General features: G+C 72.0%; 11 protein-coding genes. 5 read left to right on the top strand and 6 right to left on the bottom strand.

From position 1 onward, the window contains the following. Positions 1–22: 22 nt before the first annotated feature. The 3 genes from GXW83_RS07410 to hrcA all read right to left on the bottom strand — a co-directional run bounded on the left by GXW83_RS07410 (position 23) and on the right by hrcA (position 3,044). Positions 23–766, bottom strand: a complete 744-nt coding sequence (locus GXW83_RS07410) for a 16S rRNA (uracil(1498)-N(3))-methyltransferase (RefSeq protein ID WP_182442077.1) — start codon at positions 764–766, stop codon at positions 23–25. Positions 767–805: 39 nt separating this feature from the next. Then, positions 806–1,951, bottom strand: coding sequence for a molecular chaperone DnaJ (dnaJ, locus tag GXW83_RS07405; RefSeq protein ID WP_182442075.1), 1,146 nt, complete (start codon positions 1,949–1,951; stop codon positions 806–808). A gap of 61 nt (positions 1,952–2,012) precedes the next feature. Further along, positions 2,013–3,044, bottom strand: a complete 1,032-nt coding sequence (gene hrcA / locus GXW83_RS07400; RefSeq protein WP_182442074.1) for a heat-inducible transcriptional repressor HrcA — start codon at positions 3,042–3,044, stop codon at positions 2,013–2,015. 182 nt (positions 3,045–3,226) lie between these two features. On the opposite strand from hrcA, the gene htpX reads away from it, so the two are divergent. From htpX to GXW83_RS07385, 3 genes are all read left to right on the top strand, one after another. Beyond that, positions 3,227–4,144 (top strand): zinc metalloprotease HtpX, encoded by a 918-nt coding sequence (gene htpX, locus GXW83_RS07395; protein ID WP_182442072.1) that lies wholly within the window; start codon positions 3,227–3,229, stop codon positions 4,142–4,144. Between the two features lie 66 nt (positions 4,145–4,210). Further along, the gene (locus GXW83_RS07390; protein WP_182442070.1) at positions 4,211–4,792 is read left to right on the top strand and encodes a hypothetical protein; all 582 of its coding nucleotides are present in this window, start codon (positions 4,211–4,213) and stop codon (positions 4,790–4,792) included. After that, complete coding sequence (locus tag GXW83_RS07385) at positions 4,789–5,634, top strand: DUF3097 domain-containing protein (protein WP_182442068.1); 846 nt, start codon at positions 4,789–4,791, stop codon at positions 5,632–5,634. Before GXW83_RS07390 ends, GXW83_RS07385 begins: the two co-directional genes overlap by 4 nt. 26 nt (positions 5,635–5,660) lie before the next feature. Here GXW83_RS07385 and hemW read toward each other — a convergent pair whose 3' ends face one another. Together hemW and GXW83_RS07375 are read right to left on the bottom strand one after the other, a co-directional pair. After that, positions 5,661–6,890, bottom strand: coding sequence for a radical SAM family heme chaperone HemW (gene hemW, locus GXW83_RS07380; RefSeq protein ID WP_182442066.1), 1,230 nt, complete (start codon positions 6,888–6,890; stop codon positions 5,661–5,663). Positions 6,891–6,934: 44 nt separating this feature from the next. After that, positions 6,935–8,860 (bottom strand): long-chain fatty acid--CoA ligase, encoded by a 1,926-nt coding sequence (locus GXW83_RS07375; RefSeq protein WP_225446823.1) that lies wholly within the window; start codon positions 8,858–8,860, stop codon positions 6,935–6,937. 317 nt (positions 8,861–9,177) lie between these two features. Between GXW83_RS07375 and GXW83_RS07370 the strand changes: the two genes are divergently transcribed. Together GXW83_RS07370 and GXW83_RS07365 are read left to right on the top strand one after the other, a co-directional pair. Further along, positions 9,178–10,911 (top strand): ABC transporter ATP-binding protein, encoded by a 1,734-nt coding sequence (locus tag GXW83_RS07370; protein WP_182442064.1) that lies wholly within the window; start codon positions 9,178–9,180, stop codon positions 10,909–10,911. Further along, positions 10,908–12,878, top strand: coding sequence for an ABC transporter ATP-binding protein (locus GXW83_RS07365; RefSeq protein WP_182442062.1), 1,971 nt, complete (start codon positions 10,908–10,910; stop codon positions 12,876–12,878). Before GXW83_RS07370 ends, GXW83_RS07365 begins: the two co-directional genes overlap by 4 nt. A 122-nt stretch (positions 12,879–13,000) precedes the next feature. Here GXW83_RS07365 and GXW83_RS07360 read toward each other — a convergent pair whose 3' ends face one another. Next, complete coding sequence (locus GXW83_RS07360; protein ID WP_182442060.1) at positions 13,001–13,855, bottom strand: AraC family transcriptional regulator; 855 nt, start codon at positions 13,853–13,855, stop codon at positions 13,001–13,003. Positions 13,856–13,918: the final 63 nt, after the last annotated feature.

Below are 13,918 nucleotides of genomic sequence, written 5' to 3'. Positions count from 1 at the left end.
AGGGCCCGTCGCCGCCTGCCGGTCAGCCCCAGCGGCCGCTGCGGCCGAGCAGCAGCGCACCCGCGGCGACCCCGGCGGTGGAGGTCCGCAGCACCGAGCGGCCGAGCCGGTAGGGGGCCGCGCCCGCCTCGGCGAAGCGCTCCAGCTCGTCCGGGGAGACCCCGCCCTCGGGGCCGACGACCAGCACCAGCTCGCCGGAGCCGGGCAGCTCCGCCGAGGCCAGCGGCTGCGCGCCCTCCTCGTGCAGCACCGCGCCCAGGGCCGCGCCCGCGAGCCGCTCGGCGACCTGACGGGTGCTCATCGGCTCGGCCACCGCGGGGAAGCGCAGCCGACGCGACTGCTTGCCCGCCTCGCGGGCGGTGGCCCGCCACTTGGCCAGGGCCTTGGCCCCGCGCTCGCCCTTCCACTGGGTGATGCAGCGGGAGGCGGCCCAGGGCACCACCTCGTCCACGCCCACCTCGGTCATCAGCTCGACCGCCAGCTCGCCCCGGTCGCCCTTGGGCAGCGCCTGGACGACGACCAGCCGCAGCTCCGGCTCGGGCTCGGCGAGCTGCTCCCGGACCTCGACCTCCAGCACGTCCTTGCCGCTGACGCCGACGACGGTGCCCGAGACGCCCGCGCCCGCGCCGTCCGCGAGCACCACCGGCTCGCCGACGGCCAGCCGCCGCACCGCGACGGCGTGCCGACCCTCGGGCCCGTCCAGGCGGACGACCGCGCCGACGGGCGCGAGCCGCTCGGTGTCCACCAGGAACACGGGGGCTGTCACGGGTTCTTCTCCCTGCTGTCCGCGGGGCCGCCGGTGCGGCTAGCGGCCGTTGAAGGCGTCCTTGAGCCGCGAGAACAGGCCCTGCTGGCCCGGCGCGAAGGTGCCCGAGGGGCGCTCCTCGCCGCGCAGCTTGGCGAGCCGGCGCAGCAGCTCCTCCTGGTCCGGGTCGAGCTTGCTGGGGGTCTGCACCTCGACGTGCACTATGAGGTCGCCCCGGCCGCCGCCGCGCAGGTGGGTGATGCCGCGGCCGTGCAGCGGGATGGACTGCCCGGACTGGGTGCCCGGGCGGACGTCGATCTCGACGGTCCCGTCCAGGGTCTCCAGCGGCACCTTGGTGCCGAGCGCGGCGGCCGTCATCGGCAGCGTGACCGTGCAGTGCAGGTCGTCGCCGCGGCGCTGGAAGGTCGAGTGGGCGTTCTCGCTGATCTCGACGTACAGGTCGCCGGCGGGGCCGCCGCCGGGGCCGACCTCGCCCTCGCCCGCCAGCTGGATCCGGGTGCCGTTGTCGACGCCGGCCGGGATCTTCACAGTCAGGGTGCGCCGGGCGCGGACCCGGCCGTCGCCGGCGCACTCCGGGCAGGGGGTGGGCACGACCGTGCCGAAGCCCTGGCACTGCGGGCACGGGCGGGAGGTCATGACCTGGCCCAGGAAGGACCGGGTGACCTGGGACACCTCGCCGCGGCCGCGGCACATGTCACAGGTCTGCGCGGAGGTCCCGGGGGCCGCGCCCTCGCCGTTGCAGGTGGTGCAGACGACGGCGGTGTCGACCTGGATGTCCTTGGTGGTGCCGAACGCGGCCTCTTCGAGGTCGATGTCGATGCGGATCATCGCGTCCTGGCCGCGCCTGGTCCGCGAGCGCGGACCGCGCTGGCCGCCGGCCGCGCCGCCGAAGAAGGCGTCCATGATGTCGCTGAAACCGAAGCCCGCGCCCGCGCCGAAGCCGCCTGGGCCCGCGCCGCCGCCGTTGGCGGAGAGCGGGTCGCCGCCCAGGTCGTAGACCTGCCGCTTGTTGGGGTCCGAGAGGACCTCGTAGGCGGCGTTGATCTCCTTGAACCGCTCCTGGGTCTTCGGGTCGGGGTTGACATCCGGATGGAGTTCGCGCGCCAGGCGGCGAAACGCCTTCTTGATCTCGTCCTGACCCGCGTCACGCCGGACGCCGAGTACCGCGTAGTAGTCCGTGGCCACCAAAATGCTCCGCTTGTTTCCGTTCGCGCCGACGTTCCAGTATCCAGCTCAGGCAAGGAGGCTAGGACGCCGCCAGGATCTGGCCGACATATCGTGCCACCGCCCGGACGGCGCCCATGGTGCCCGGGTAGTCCATACGCGTCGGCCCGACCACGCCCAGCTTGGCGACGGTCTCGTCGCCCGAACCGTAGCCCACCGACACGACCGACGTGGAATTCAGCCCTTCGTAGGCGTTCTCCCGGCCGATCCGAACCATCATGCCCGCGTCGGCCGTCTCCCCGAGGAGCTTCAGCAGGATCACCTGCTCCTCCAGCGCCTCCAGGACGGGGGCGATGGTGAGCGGGAAGTCGTGCGGGAACCGGGTGAGGTTGGCGGTGCCGCCGAGGACGATGCGCTCCTCGGTCTCCTCCGCCAGGGCCTCGAAGAGGGTGCTGAGCACGGCCGTGACCGACTGCCGGTCCTCGCGCTCGAAGCTCTCCGGAAGGTCCTGCAGCAGCAGCGGCACCTCGGCGAAGCGCTGCCCGCCGGCCTTGCTGTTGAGCCGGGCGCGCAGGTCCGCCAGGACGGTCTCGCCCACCGGCGTCGGGCAGTCGATGAGCCGCTGCTCGACCCGCCCGGTGTCGGTGATCAGCACCAGCATCACCCGGGTGGGGGTGAGCGCGACCAGCTCCACGTGCCGCACCGAGGAGCGCGACAGCGAGGGGTACTGGACCACGGCGACCTGCCGGGTCAGCTGCGCCAGCAGCCGGACCGTGCGGGCCACCACGTCGTCCAGGTCCAGGGCGTGGTCGAGGAAGCTGGTGATGGCGCGGCGCTCCGCGCCGGACAGCGGCTTGACCTCGGTCAGGCGGTCGACGAAGAGCCGGTAGCCCTTGTCGGTGGGCACCCGGCCCGCACTGGTGTGCGGCTGGTGGATGTAGCCCTCGTCCTCCAGTGCGGCCATGTCGTTACGCACCGTGGCCGGGGACACGCCGAGATTGTGGCGCTCCACCAGGGCCTTGGACCCGACGGGCTCCTCGGTGCCCACGTAGTCCTGCACGATGGCACGCAGCACCGCGAGCTTGCGGTCGTCGAGCTTGCGCTCCTCATGCACGGGGCACGCACCTCCTGACGTTCGGTCGGTTCTGGCACTCTTGGTGAACGAGTGCCAGCACCCGTCCGGCCAGTGTAAGGCGGAAGGGTGCGCTACCGGAACGGCCGGGCCGCCCCGGACGTACTTGTGGGTAGACCCGACAGGGCAGAATTGCAGGAGAAGGCACACTTTGAGGAGGGGCCATGGCCAGGACACGCTTTGCGCCGGACCGCGGCTTGACCAACCGCATGCTGCTGACGATGTTCATGATCGGTCTGCTCTACGTCGTCTTCGTCGGCGCGCTGCTGGTGCTGCTCAAGGGCGCCTGGCCGATCATCGCCATCGTGGCCGGCGGGCTGTTCATCGCCCAGTTCTGGTTCAGCGACAAGATCGCCGCCTTCAGTATGGGTGCGCGCGAGGTGACGCCGGAGGAGTACCCGGGCCTGCACGGGGCCGTGGACCGGCTGTGCGCGCTGGCGAACATGGAGAAGCCCCGGGTCGCCGTCGCACAGAGTGACGTACCGAACGCGTTTGCGACCGGCCGCAACGAGAAGAACGCTGTGGTGTGCGTCACCACCGGGCTGCTGCGCCGGCTGGAGCCGGAGGAGCTGGAGGGCGTGCTGGCGCACGAGCTGTCGCACGTGGCCCACAAGGACGTCATGGTGATGACCATCGCCGGGTTCCTCGGCGTGCTGGCCGGGATCATCACCCGGGTCGGCGTCCAGTTCGGCCTGTTCGGCGGCTTCGACCGGCGCGACAACCAGAACGACAACACCGCCATCGCCGCGCTGGTGGTGATCGGCGTCAGCGCCGTCGTCTACTCGATCAGCTTCCTGCTGACCCGGCTGCTCTCCCGCTACCGCGAGCTGTCCGCGGACCGCTCGGCGGCGCTGCTGACCGGCCGCCCCTCGGCCCTGGCCTCGGCGCTGACCAAGGTCACCGGGCAGATGGCGGCCATCCCCACCCAGGACCTGCGCCGCGCCCAGCCGTTCAACGCCTTCTACTTCGCCCCGGCGCTCAAGCCCAGCGAGGCCCTGAGCAACGCCTTCTCCACCCACCCCTCGCTGGAGAAGCGGCTGGAGCAGCTCGGCCGGATCACCGCCGAGCTGGGCCGCCCGTAACGTCTTCCCGACACCCTCCGGATTCCGCGCCTGCCCCCTGCCCCTGCCGCACGAGGAGCTGACCCCATGGGCTTCCTGGACGCCCTGCTCGGCCGCACCAAACCCGTCAAACCCGATCTGGACCAGCTGTTCGGCCTGCCGTCGGCGGCGATCACCCTGGAGGCCGCCGCCGGCTTCAAGCCCACCGGCGTCGGCTCGGTCTGCTTCGCCGCCGTCGAGGGCGGCGCGTTCGCGCAGATCCAGCAGGACGTCCAAGCCCTGCTGGACGCCGACAGCGGCACCGACGGCGGGCGGCCGATCGAGTCCAGCCGGGACTCCTACGGCTACACCTGGCTGACCTCGCGGCACAGCCCGGACGACATCGTCTCCCTGGTCAACGACGTGCACGCGGTGAACACCGCGCTGGAGAGCACCGGCTTCGGGCCGCAGCTGCTGTGCTCGCTGGTGAACTTCACCGACGCGCAGCAGCGCAAGCTGGCGCTGGTGTACCTGTACAAGCGCGGCAGCTTCTACCCCTTCGCTCCCTTGCAGGGCGAGAAGCGGGACAACCCGCTGGAGATCCAGATCAAGGCGATGCTCGGCAACGACCTGCGGGTCGAGCAGGAGCTGAACCGCTGGTTCCCGGTCTGGGGAGCGCCCGGCCTGTGACCGCCACCCCCTCGTCCCGCCGCTACAGCCCCGACCTGACCCCGCCGTGGAAGCGCTCGACGCCGCCGCCGGAGGTGCCCGCCGAGCGCGACCTGGTGGTCGAGGAGGTCACCACCGGCTTCTGCGGCGCGGTGCTGCGCTGCGAGAAGACCGCCGAGGGCCTCACGGTCACGCTGGAGGACCGACACCGCAAGGTGCGGGTGTTCCCGATGACCCCGGGCGGCTTCCTGCTGGACGGCAGGCCGGTGACCCTGGTGCGGCCGGGGGCGGGCACGGCCAGGGGCCCGGCCGTCCCGGCCCGGACCGCCTCCGGCTCGGTGGCGGTGCCGGGCGCCCGGGCGCGGGTGGCGCTGCCCAGCCGGATCTACGTCGAGGGCAGGCACGACGCCGAGCTGGTCGAGCGGGTGTGGGGCGACGACCTGCGGATCGAGGGCGTCGTGGTGGAGTACCTGGAGGGCATCGACGACCTGCCGGCCATCGTCCGGGAGTTCGCCCCGGAGCCGGGGCGGCGGCTGGGGGTGCTGGTGGACCACCTGGTCCCCGGCTCCAAGGAGTCCCGGATCGCGGAGCAGGCCGCCGGGGAGCACGTGCTGGTGGTCGGCCATCCGTACATCGACGTGTGGGCGGCGGTGAAGCCGTCCTCGGTGGGCATCGCGGCCTGGCCGGAGGTGCCGCGCGGCGAGGAGTGGAAGCTGGGCGTGTGCCGGCGGCTGGGCTGGCCGGCCGACACCCGCGACGCCTGGCGGCGGATCCTGGCCTCGGTGGACTCCTTCCGCGACCTGGATCCGGCGCTGCTGGGCCGGGTCGAGGAGCTGATCGACTTCGTCACCGCCACGCCGTAGGGCCCGCCCCGGCGCGGCGCGAGCGCTCAGTCCACCAGGTCCCGGACCACCGCGTCGGCCAGCAGCCGGCCGCGCAGGGTGAGCACGGCCCGGCCGTCGGCGTACGGCCCGGCCGCCAGCAGGCCGTCGGCCAGCGCGCGGTCGGCCGCCTCCCGGCCGGCCGGGTGCAGCAGGTCGAGCGGGCAGCCGTCGGAGAGCCGCAGCTCCAGCAGGATCCGCTCCACCCGGCGGTCCTCCTCGGCCAGCCGTTCGCGCCCCTGCGCGGGCGTGCGGCCTTCGGCGAGCGCCTGCGCGTAGGCGGCCGGGTGCTTGGCGTTCCACCAGCGCACGCCCCCGACGTGGCTGTGCGCGCCGGGGCCCGCGCCCCACCAGTCCGCGCCGGTCCAGTACAGCTCGTTGTGGCGGCAGCGGGCCTTGGCGTCGACGGCCCAGTTGGAGACCTCGTACCACTCCAGGCCGGCCGCGGTCAGCAGCTCCTCGGCGATCAGGTAGCGGTCGGCGTGGACGTCGTCGTCGGTCATCGGGATCTCGCCGCGGCGGATGCGGGCGGCCAGCCTGGTCCCCTCCTCGACGATCAGGGCGTACGCCGAGACGTGGTCCGGGCCGGCCCCGAGCGCGGCCTCCAGCGAGGCCCGCCAGTCGTCGTCGCTCTCCCCCGGGGTGCCGTAGATGAGGTCCAGGTTGACGTGGTCGAAGCCCTCGGCCCGGGCCTGGGCGACGCAGGCCTCCGGGCGGCCGGGGGTGTGCCGCCGGTCGAGCAGCTCCAGCACGTGCGGCCGGGCGCTCTGCATGCCGAAGCTGAGCCGGTTGAAGCCACCGGCCCGCAGCTCGGCCAGGTAGGCCGGGCCGACCGACTCCGGGTTGGCCTCGGTGGTGACCTCGGCGTCGGGCGCCAGGCCGAACTCGTCCCGGACGGCGGCCAGCATCCGCACCAGGTCGGCGGCGGGCAGCAGGGTGGGCGTGCCGCCGCCGAGGAAGACCGTCTGCACCGGCAGGTCGGCGTCGCCGAGCACCCGGCGGGCGTGCCGGACCTCGGCGACCAGGTTGTCCGCGTAGGTCTCCTGCGAGGCGACCGCCCCGGAGGAGCGCAGCTCGGTGGCGGTGTAGGTGTTGAAGTCGCAGTACCCGCAGCGGGTGGCGCAGTAGGGGACGTGGATGTAGAAGCCGAAGGGCCGCTGCCCGAGCCCGCGCAGGGCGTGCTCGGGCAGGGCCCCGTCGGCGGGGACGGCTTCGCCGTCGGGAAGTGCGGAGGGCATGCCCCCATTGTCCGGCATGGCGGCCGGACACCCGCCCGGGCCGGTCAGGCCTCGACGGCTCCCTCGTACATCTTCTCGATGGCGGCGGAGTTCTGCCGCTCCACGACCGGGCGCTTGACCTTGAGGCTGGGCGTCAGCTCGCCGTGCTCGACGTCGAGGTCCCGGGGCAGCACGGTGAACTTCTTGATCGTCTGCCAGCGCTGGAGGTCGGCGTTGAGCCGCTGGACGAAGCCGCCGATCAGCTGGTGCACCTCGTCGGAGGAGCAGACCTCGGTGTAGCTGCGGCCCTCCTGGCCGTGGGTCCTGGCCCACTCCAGGATGACCGGCTCGTCCAGGGTGATCAGGGCGGTGCAGTAGTTCCGGCCCGCCCCGATGACCAGGATGTTGCTGACGAACGGGCAGACCGCCTTGAACCGGCCCTCGACCTCGCTGGGGGCGACGTACTTGCCGCCGGAGGTCTTGAACATGTCCTTCTTGCGGTCGGTGATCCGGACGAAGCCGTCCTTGTCGATCTCGCCGATGTCGCCGGTGTGGAACCAGCCGTCGCTCTCCAGCACCTCCGCGGTCTTCTCGGGCTGGTTGTGGTAGCCGCGCATCACGCCGGGGCTGCGCAGCAGGATCTCGCCGTCCTCGGCGATCCGGACCTCGGAGCCGGGCAGCGGGGTGCCGACGGTGCCGACGCGGTAGTCCTCGCCGGGGTTGACGGTGGAGCCGGCGCTGCTCTCGGTCATCCCGTAGCCCTCCAGGATGTGCACCCCGGCACCGGCGAAGAAGTAGCCGATCTCGGGCGAGAGCGCGGCGCTGCCGGAGACGCAGGCGCGCATCCGGCCGCCGAACGCGGCCCGGATCTTGGCGTAGACCAGCCGGTCGGCGACGGCGTGCTGGAGCCGCAGGCCGAGCGGGACGCTCTTGACGCCGGTGGCCACCTGGTTCGCCTGGCCGGTGCGGGCGTAGTCGCGGGCGACCTTGGCGGCCCACTGGAAGATCTTGTACTTGGCGCCGCCCTCGGACCGGGCCTTGGAGGCGATGCCGTTGTAGACCTTCTCGAAGACGCGCGGCGCGGAGGCCATGTAGGTGGGCTGGACCACCGGCAGGTTGTGGATGATCCGGTCGACCCGGCCGTCCACCGCGGTGACCGAGCCCAGCTGGATCTGCCCGGAGGTGAGCGTCTTGCCGAAGACGTGCGAGAGCGGCAGCCACAGGTACTGGACGTCGTCGGCGGTCAGCAGCCCGCCGCTGGCCTGCGCGGCGGCCTGGTAGGACCAGCAGTCGTGGACCAGCCGGACGCCCTTGGGCCGTCCGGTGGTGCCGGAGGTGTAGATGAGGGTGGCGAGCTGGTCGCGGTCGATGGCGGCGACGGCCTCGGCGACGGAGTCCGGGTGCTCCTTGAGGTGGCCCCGGCCGCGCTCCTCCAGCTCGGCCAGCGACAGCACCTCGACGCCCTCGGCCGGCTCGGCGGGCGTGCTGCCGTCCACGGTGACCACGAAGCGCAGCTCGGGCAGGCGCCCGCACTCGCCGAGGACCTTGGCCAGCTGCTGGGCGTCCTCCACGACGACGCCGCGGCTGCCGGAGTCCTCCAGGATGAAGGAGGTCTCGTCGGCGTTGGTGCTGGGGTAGACGGCGGTGACGGCGGCGCCCGCGCACATGATGCCGAGGTCGGCCAGGATCCACTCGATCCGGGTGGAACAGGAGATCGCCACCCGCTCCTCGGGGCGGACGCCCAGCGCCATCAGCCCGGCCGCGATGGCGGTGACCCGTTCGGCGGCCTGGCCCCAGGTCATCGAGCGCCACTGCTCCGCGCCGGGGGCGGAGTCGGCTGCGTGCTCGTCCACCGGCACCGGGTAGCGGTACGCCTCGCGGGCGGGGGTCTCCGCGACCCGGGAGAGGAAGAGCTGGGCCACGGAGTGGGGGCGGTCCTCGACCAGCGGGGTGGCGGGGGTGGCGGTCGCAGTCTGGGGGGTGGGGCTCACAGTGACCTCCGAGGGCCCAGCGTCCGGGCCGAGACGGTAGTTAACCCACGAGTAACTCCGGGGTGACGATCAGAGTAGAACGTCGGCGGCCTGCATGTAAGGGGCACGGACGGCCAGTCGCGGGGTCGGCGAGAAATAACTTGCCGGTCGGCAAGTAAGCGACCTAACATGACTGCCGTCAAGCTATATCCCTCCCGACCCGCTTGAAAACCGGGTACGGTGTACGCAGATATATTGACCCCCTCGTGCCGCCCCACCCCCCGACTGCCGCCTCACCCCTCCGATCCTCGATCTCCTCGACTTCCTGAGAGAAACGTGTGCTGATCCGACTCCTGCGGGCCCACCTCGGCCCCTACACCAGGCCGATGGCGTACCTGGTGCTGCTGCAGCTGATCCAGACCATCGCCACCCTCTACCTGCCCACCCTCAACGCCGACATCATCGACAACGGCGTGGTCAAGGGTGACACCACCTACATCCTGCAGACCGGCGGGATCATGCTCGGGGTGACGGTGGCCCAGGTCGTCTGCGCCATCGGCGCGGTGTACTTCGGCGCACGCACCGCCATGGCCCTGGGCCGGGACGTCCGCGCCTCGGTCTTCGACCGGGTGCAGTCCTTCTCCGCCCGCGAGGTCGGCCACTTCGGGGCGCCCTCCCTGATCACCCGCAGCACCAACGACGTCCAGCAGGTCCAGATGCTGGTGCTGATGACGTTCACGCTGATGGTGTCCGCGCCGATCATGTGCGTCGGCGGCATCATCATGGCGCTCAACCAGGACGTCCCGCTGTCCACGCTGCTGGTGGCCATCGTCCCGGTGCTGGGCGTCATCATCGGCCTGATCGTCAGCCGGCTGCGCCCGCTGTTCCGCTCCATGCAGGTCCGCATCGACGGCGTCAACCGGATCCTGCGGGAGCAGATCACCGGCCTGCGGGTGATCCGGGCCTTCGTCAAGGACACCCACGAGCGCGAGCGCTTCGGCGCCGCCAACGAGGAGCTCACCGACACCGCGATCCGCGTCGGCAAGCTGCTGGCGCTGATGTTCCCGCTGGTCATGATGGTGGTCAACATCTCCAGCGTGGCCGTGCTGTGGTTCGGCTCGTACCGGATCAACAGCGGCCACATGCAGATCGGCGCGCTCACCGCCTTCCTCAGCTACCTGATGCAGATCCTGATGTCGGTCATGATGGCCACCTTCATGTTCATGATGGTGCCGCGCGCCGAGGTCTGCGCCGAGCGCATCCAGGAGGTGCTGGACACCGAGACCACGGTGGTCCCGCCGCTCGCCCCGGTCCGCGAGCTGAAGCGGGCCGGCTACCTGGAGCTGCGCAACGCCGAGTTCCGCTACCCCGGCGCCGAGTCCGCCGTGCTGCGCAACATCACCCTGGACGCCCGCCCGGGCGAGACCACCGCCGTCATCGGCAGCACCGGCAGCGGCAAGACCACCCTGCTGACGCTCATCCCCCGGCTCTCCGACGCCACCGACGGCAGCGTCCTGGTCGACGGCGTGGACGTCCGCGACCTTGATCCGGTGCTGCTGGCCCGGACCGTCGGCCTGGTCCCGCAGAAGCCGTACCTCTTCTCCGGCACCGTCGCCAGCAACCTCCGCTACGGCAACCCGGACGCCACCGACGAGGAGCTGTGGGCCGCGCTGGAGACCGCGCAGGCCAAGGACTTCGTGGAGAAGCTCCCCGAGGGCCTGGACGCGCCCATCGCCCAGGGCGGCACCAACGTCTCCGGCGGCCAGCGCCAGCGCCTGGCCATCGCCCGGGTCCTGGTCCGCCGTCCGGAGATCTACCTGTTCGACGACTCCTTCTCCGCCCTGGACTACGCCACCGACGCCCGGCTGCGCGCCGCCCTCGCCCGCGAGACCGCCGACGCCACCGTGGTCATCGTCGCCCAGCGGGTCAGCACCATTCGTGACGCCGACCGGATCATCGTCCTGGACGAGGGCTCGGTCGTCGGCACCGGAACCCACCACGAGCTGATGGACAGCAACGAGACCTACCGAGAGATCGTCCTCTCCCAGCTGACCGAGGCGGAGGCGGCATGAGCACCGAACAGGAAGCAGCGGCCAAGCGGCGCGGCCCCGCGCCCATGGCCGGCCCCGGCCGCTTCATGGGCGGGGCGCCGGTCGAGAAGTCGATGAACTTCAAGGCGTCCGGCAAGCGCGTCCTGGCGCTACTGCGCCCGGAGCGCAACCTGATCGCCATGGTGCTGGCCCTGGCCGCCACCAGCGTCACGCTGTCGGTGATCGGGCCCAAGATCCTCGGCCACGCCACCGACCTGATCCTGGCCGGCGTCTTCGGCAAGCAGCTCCCCGCGCACACCACCCAGGCCCAGGTCGTCGCGCACCTGCGCGCCACCGGCCAGGGCAAGAAGGCCGACCTGCTGGCGGCCATGCAGAACGTCCACCCCGGCCAGGGCATCGACTTCCACGCCGTCGGCGGAGTGCTGCTGTGGGTGCTCGGCATCTACGTGGTCGCCGGGGCCTGCGGCATCCTGCAGGCCCGGCTGGCCAACCGCGCCCTTCAGCGCGCCATCAAGCGGCTGCGCGGCGACGTCGAGGACAAGATCGGCCGGCTGCCGCTGAGCTACTTCGACCAGCAGCCGCGCGGCGAGGTGCTCAGCCGGGTCACCAACGACATCGACAACATCGGCCAGACCCTGCAGCAGACGCTGAGCCAGATCATCACCTCGCTGCTGACCATCGTCGGCGTGCTGACCATGATGTTCTACATCTCCTGGCTGCTCGCCCTGATCGCGCTGATCAGCATCCCGGCCTCGGTGCTCGTCGCCACCAAGGTCGGCAAGCGCGCCCAGCCGCAGTTCGTCGCCCAGTGGAAGACCACCGGCAAGCTCAACGCCCACATCGAGGAGATGTACAGCGGGCACGCCCTGGTCAAGGTCTTCGGCCGGCAGGAGGAGTCGGCGGAGCTGTTCCGCGAGCAGAACGAGAAGCTCTACGCCTCCAGCTTCAAGGCGCAGTTCGTCTCCGGCCTGATCCAGCCCTGCATGATGTTCATCGGCAACATCAACTACGTGCTGGTCGCCGTGGTCGGCGGACTGCGGGTGGCCTCCGGGGCGCTGTCCATCGGCGACGTCCAGGCGTTCATCCAGTACTCGCGGCAGTTCAGCCAGCCGCTGACCCAGGTCGCCAGCATGTCGAACCTGGTGCAGTCCGGCGTCGCCTCCGCCGAGCGGGTCTTCGAACTGCTGGACGCCCCCGAGCAGGAGCCCGACCCGGTCGCCCCGGAGCGCCCGGCCGCCCTGGTCGGCAAGGTCGCCTTCGAGCACGTGGCCTTCCGCTACGACCCGGCCAAGCCGCTGATCGAGGACCTCTCGCTGACCGCCCAGCCCGGCCACACCGTCGCCATCGTCGGCCCCACCGGCGCGGGCAAGACCACCCTGGTCAACCTGCTGATGCGGTTCTACGAGGTCACCGGCGGCCGGATCACCCTGGACGGCGTGGACATCGCCCGGATGTCCCGGGAGGAGCTGCGCTCCGGCATCGGCATGGTGCTCCAGGACACCTGGCTGTTCGGCGGCTCCATCGCGGAGAACATCGCCTACGGCCGCGAGGGCGCCACCCGCGACGAGGTCGTGGCCGCCGCCAAGGCAGCCCACGTGGACCGCTTCGTGCGCACCCTGCCCGAGGGCTACGACACCGTCATCGACGACGAGGGCACCGGCGTCAGCGCGGGCGAGAAGCAGCTGATCACCATCGCCCGGGCGTTCCTCGCCGAGCCGTCGATCCTGGTCCTGGACGAGGCCACCAGCTCCGTCGACACCCGCACCGAGGTGCTGATCCAGCGCGCCATGGCCAAGCTGCGCACCGGCCGCACCGCGTTCGTCATCGCCCACCGGCTCTCCACCATCCGCGACGCGGACACCATCCTGGTGATGGAGAACGGCGCGATCGTCGAACAGGGCAGCCACAGCGAGCTGTTGGAGGCGGAGGGCGCGTACGCCCGGCTGTACTCCGCGCAGTTCTCGCAGGCGGTCGCCGAGGTCGACTGACTGACGGTGCGTCACACTGCTGGAACCGCAGGCCGGTTGTCGATCCTTTCTCGGCAACCGGCCTGCTGGCTTTGCGACTTCGGGCCACGGATGCGACCCGGGCCGACGGCCGGACGCCGGGCTCACTGCCGGGCGTAGCGGCCGGGCGGCAGGCCGACGACAGCGGTGAAGTCGCGGCTGAGGTGCGCCTGGTCGGCATAGCCGAGGTCGGCGGCCAGCAGCGTCCAGTCCACGACGCCGGCGTCCGCCCGCAGCGCGGCCTCCTGCAACCGGGCCCGGCGCAGCACCCACTTGGGCCCCACCCCGACGTACTCGGCGAAGAGCCGCTGGAGGGTGCGGACCGAGACCTCGCAGCGGGCCGCGAGCTGCTCGACCCGGACGATGGTGTGATCCGAGGTGGCGGTGTCCACCATCGCCGCCACCTCGGCGACCAGCGGATCCGGCTCCGGCAGCCGGGCCAGGAGGAAGGCGTCGGCGAGGGCGGCCATGGCCGGGGTGTCGTCCAGCTCCAGGACGCGCCGGGCGGTCCCGGCCACCGCCGCGCCGAGGACGTCCACCGCCGGGACCACCCGGTCGGCCAGCTCCTGGACCGGCCGCCCCCAGAACGGGCGGAAGCCGCCGGGCCGGAACTTGACCCCGAACACCTGCCCGCGCCCCTCCAGGCGCCGGACGAACAGTCCCCGGTCCACCCCGTACACCGCCGCCTCGGGCTGCTCGAAGACCAGGTGCACCTGCGGGTGGGCGAGCACCTTCTGCTCGTGGGCGGGCCGCCCGCGCAGATCCCAGCGCACCGTCCAGTACGACTCCACCAGGGCGCCCAGCTCCGCCGCCGGCCGGGGCTGCTCCAGGGTGAACCGGCCGGCCGCGCCCTGCGGATGCAGCACCCCGCGCACCTGCGGCCCGGCCCCGGCGCCGGTCTGCCCGGTCGCCCGGTCGCCCTCGGGTTGCGCGCCGCCGTCGGCGTCCGTGCTGGTCATGCGTGCCAGCCTAGGATGTCGCGTTTCTTCAAGACAGCCGGACACGGCCCGCCTAGCGTGGCC

Source organism: Streptacidiphilus sp. PB12-B1b, assembly GCF_014084125.1.
Lineage (GTDB): Bacteria > Actinomycetota > Actinomycetes > Streptomycetales > Streptomycetaceae > Streptacidiphilus.
The sequence above is the reverse complement of the archived record's forward strand: the minus strand, read 5'-3'. Positions and strand labels throughout refer to the sequence as shown.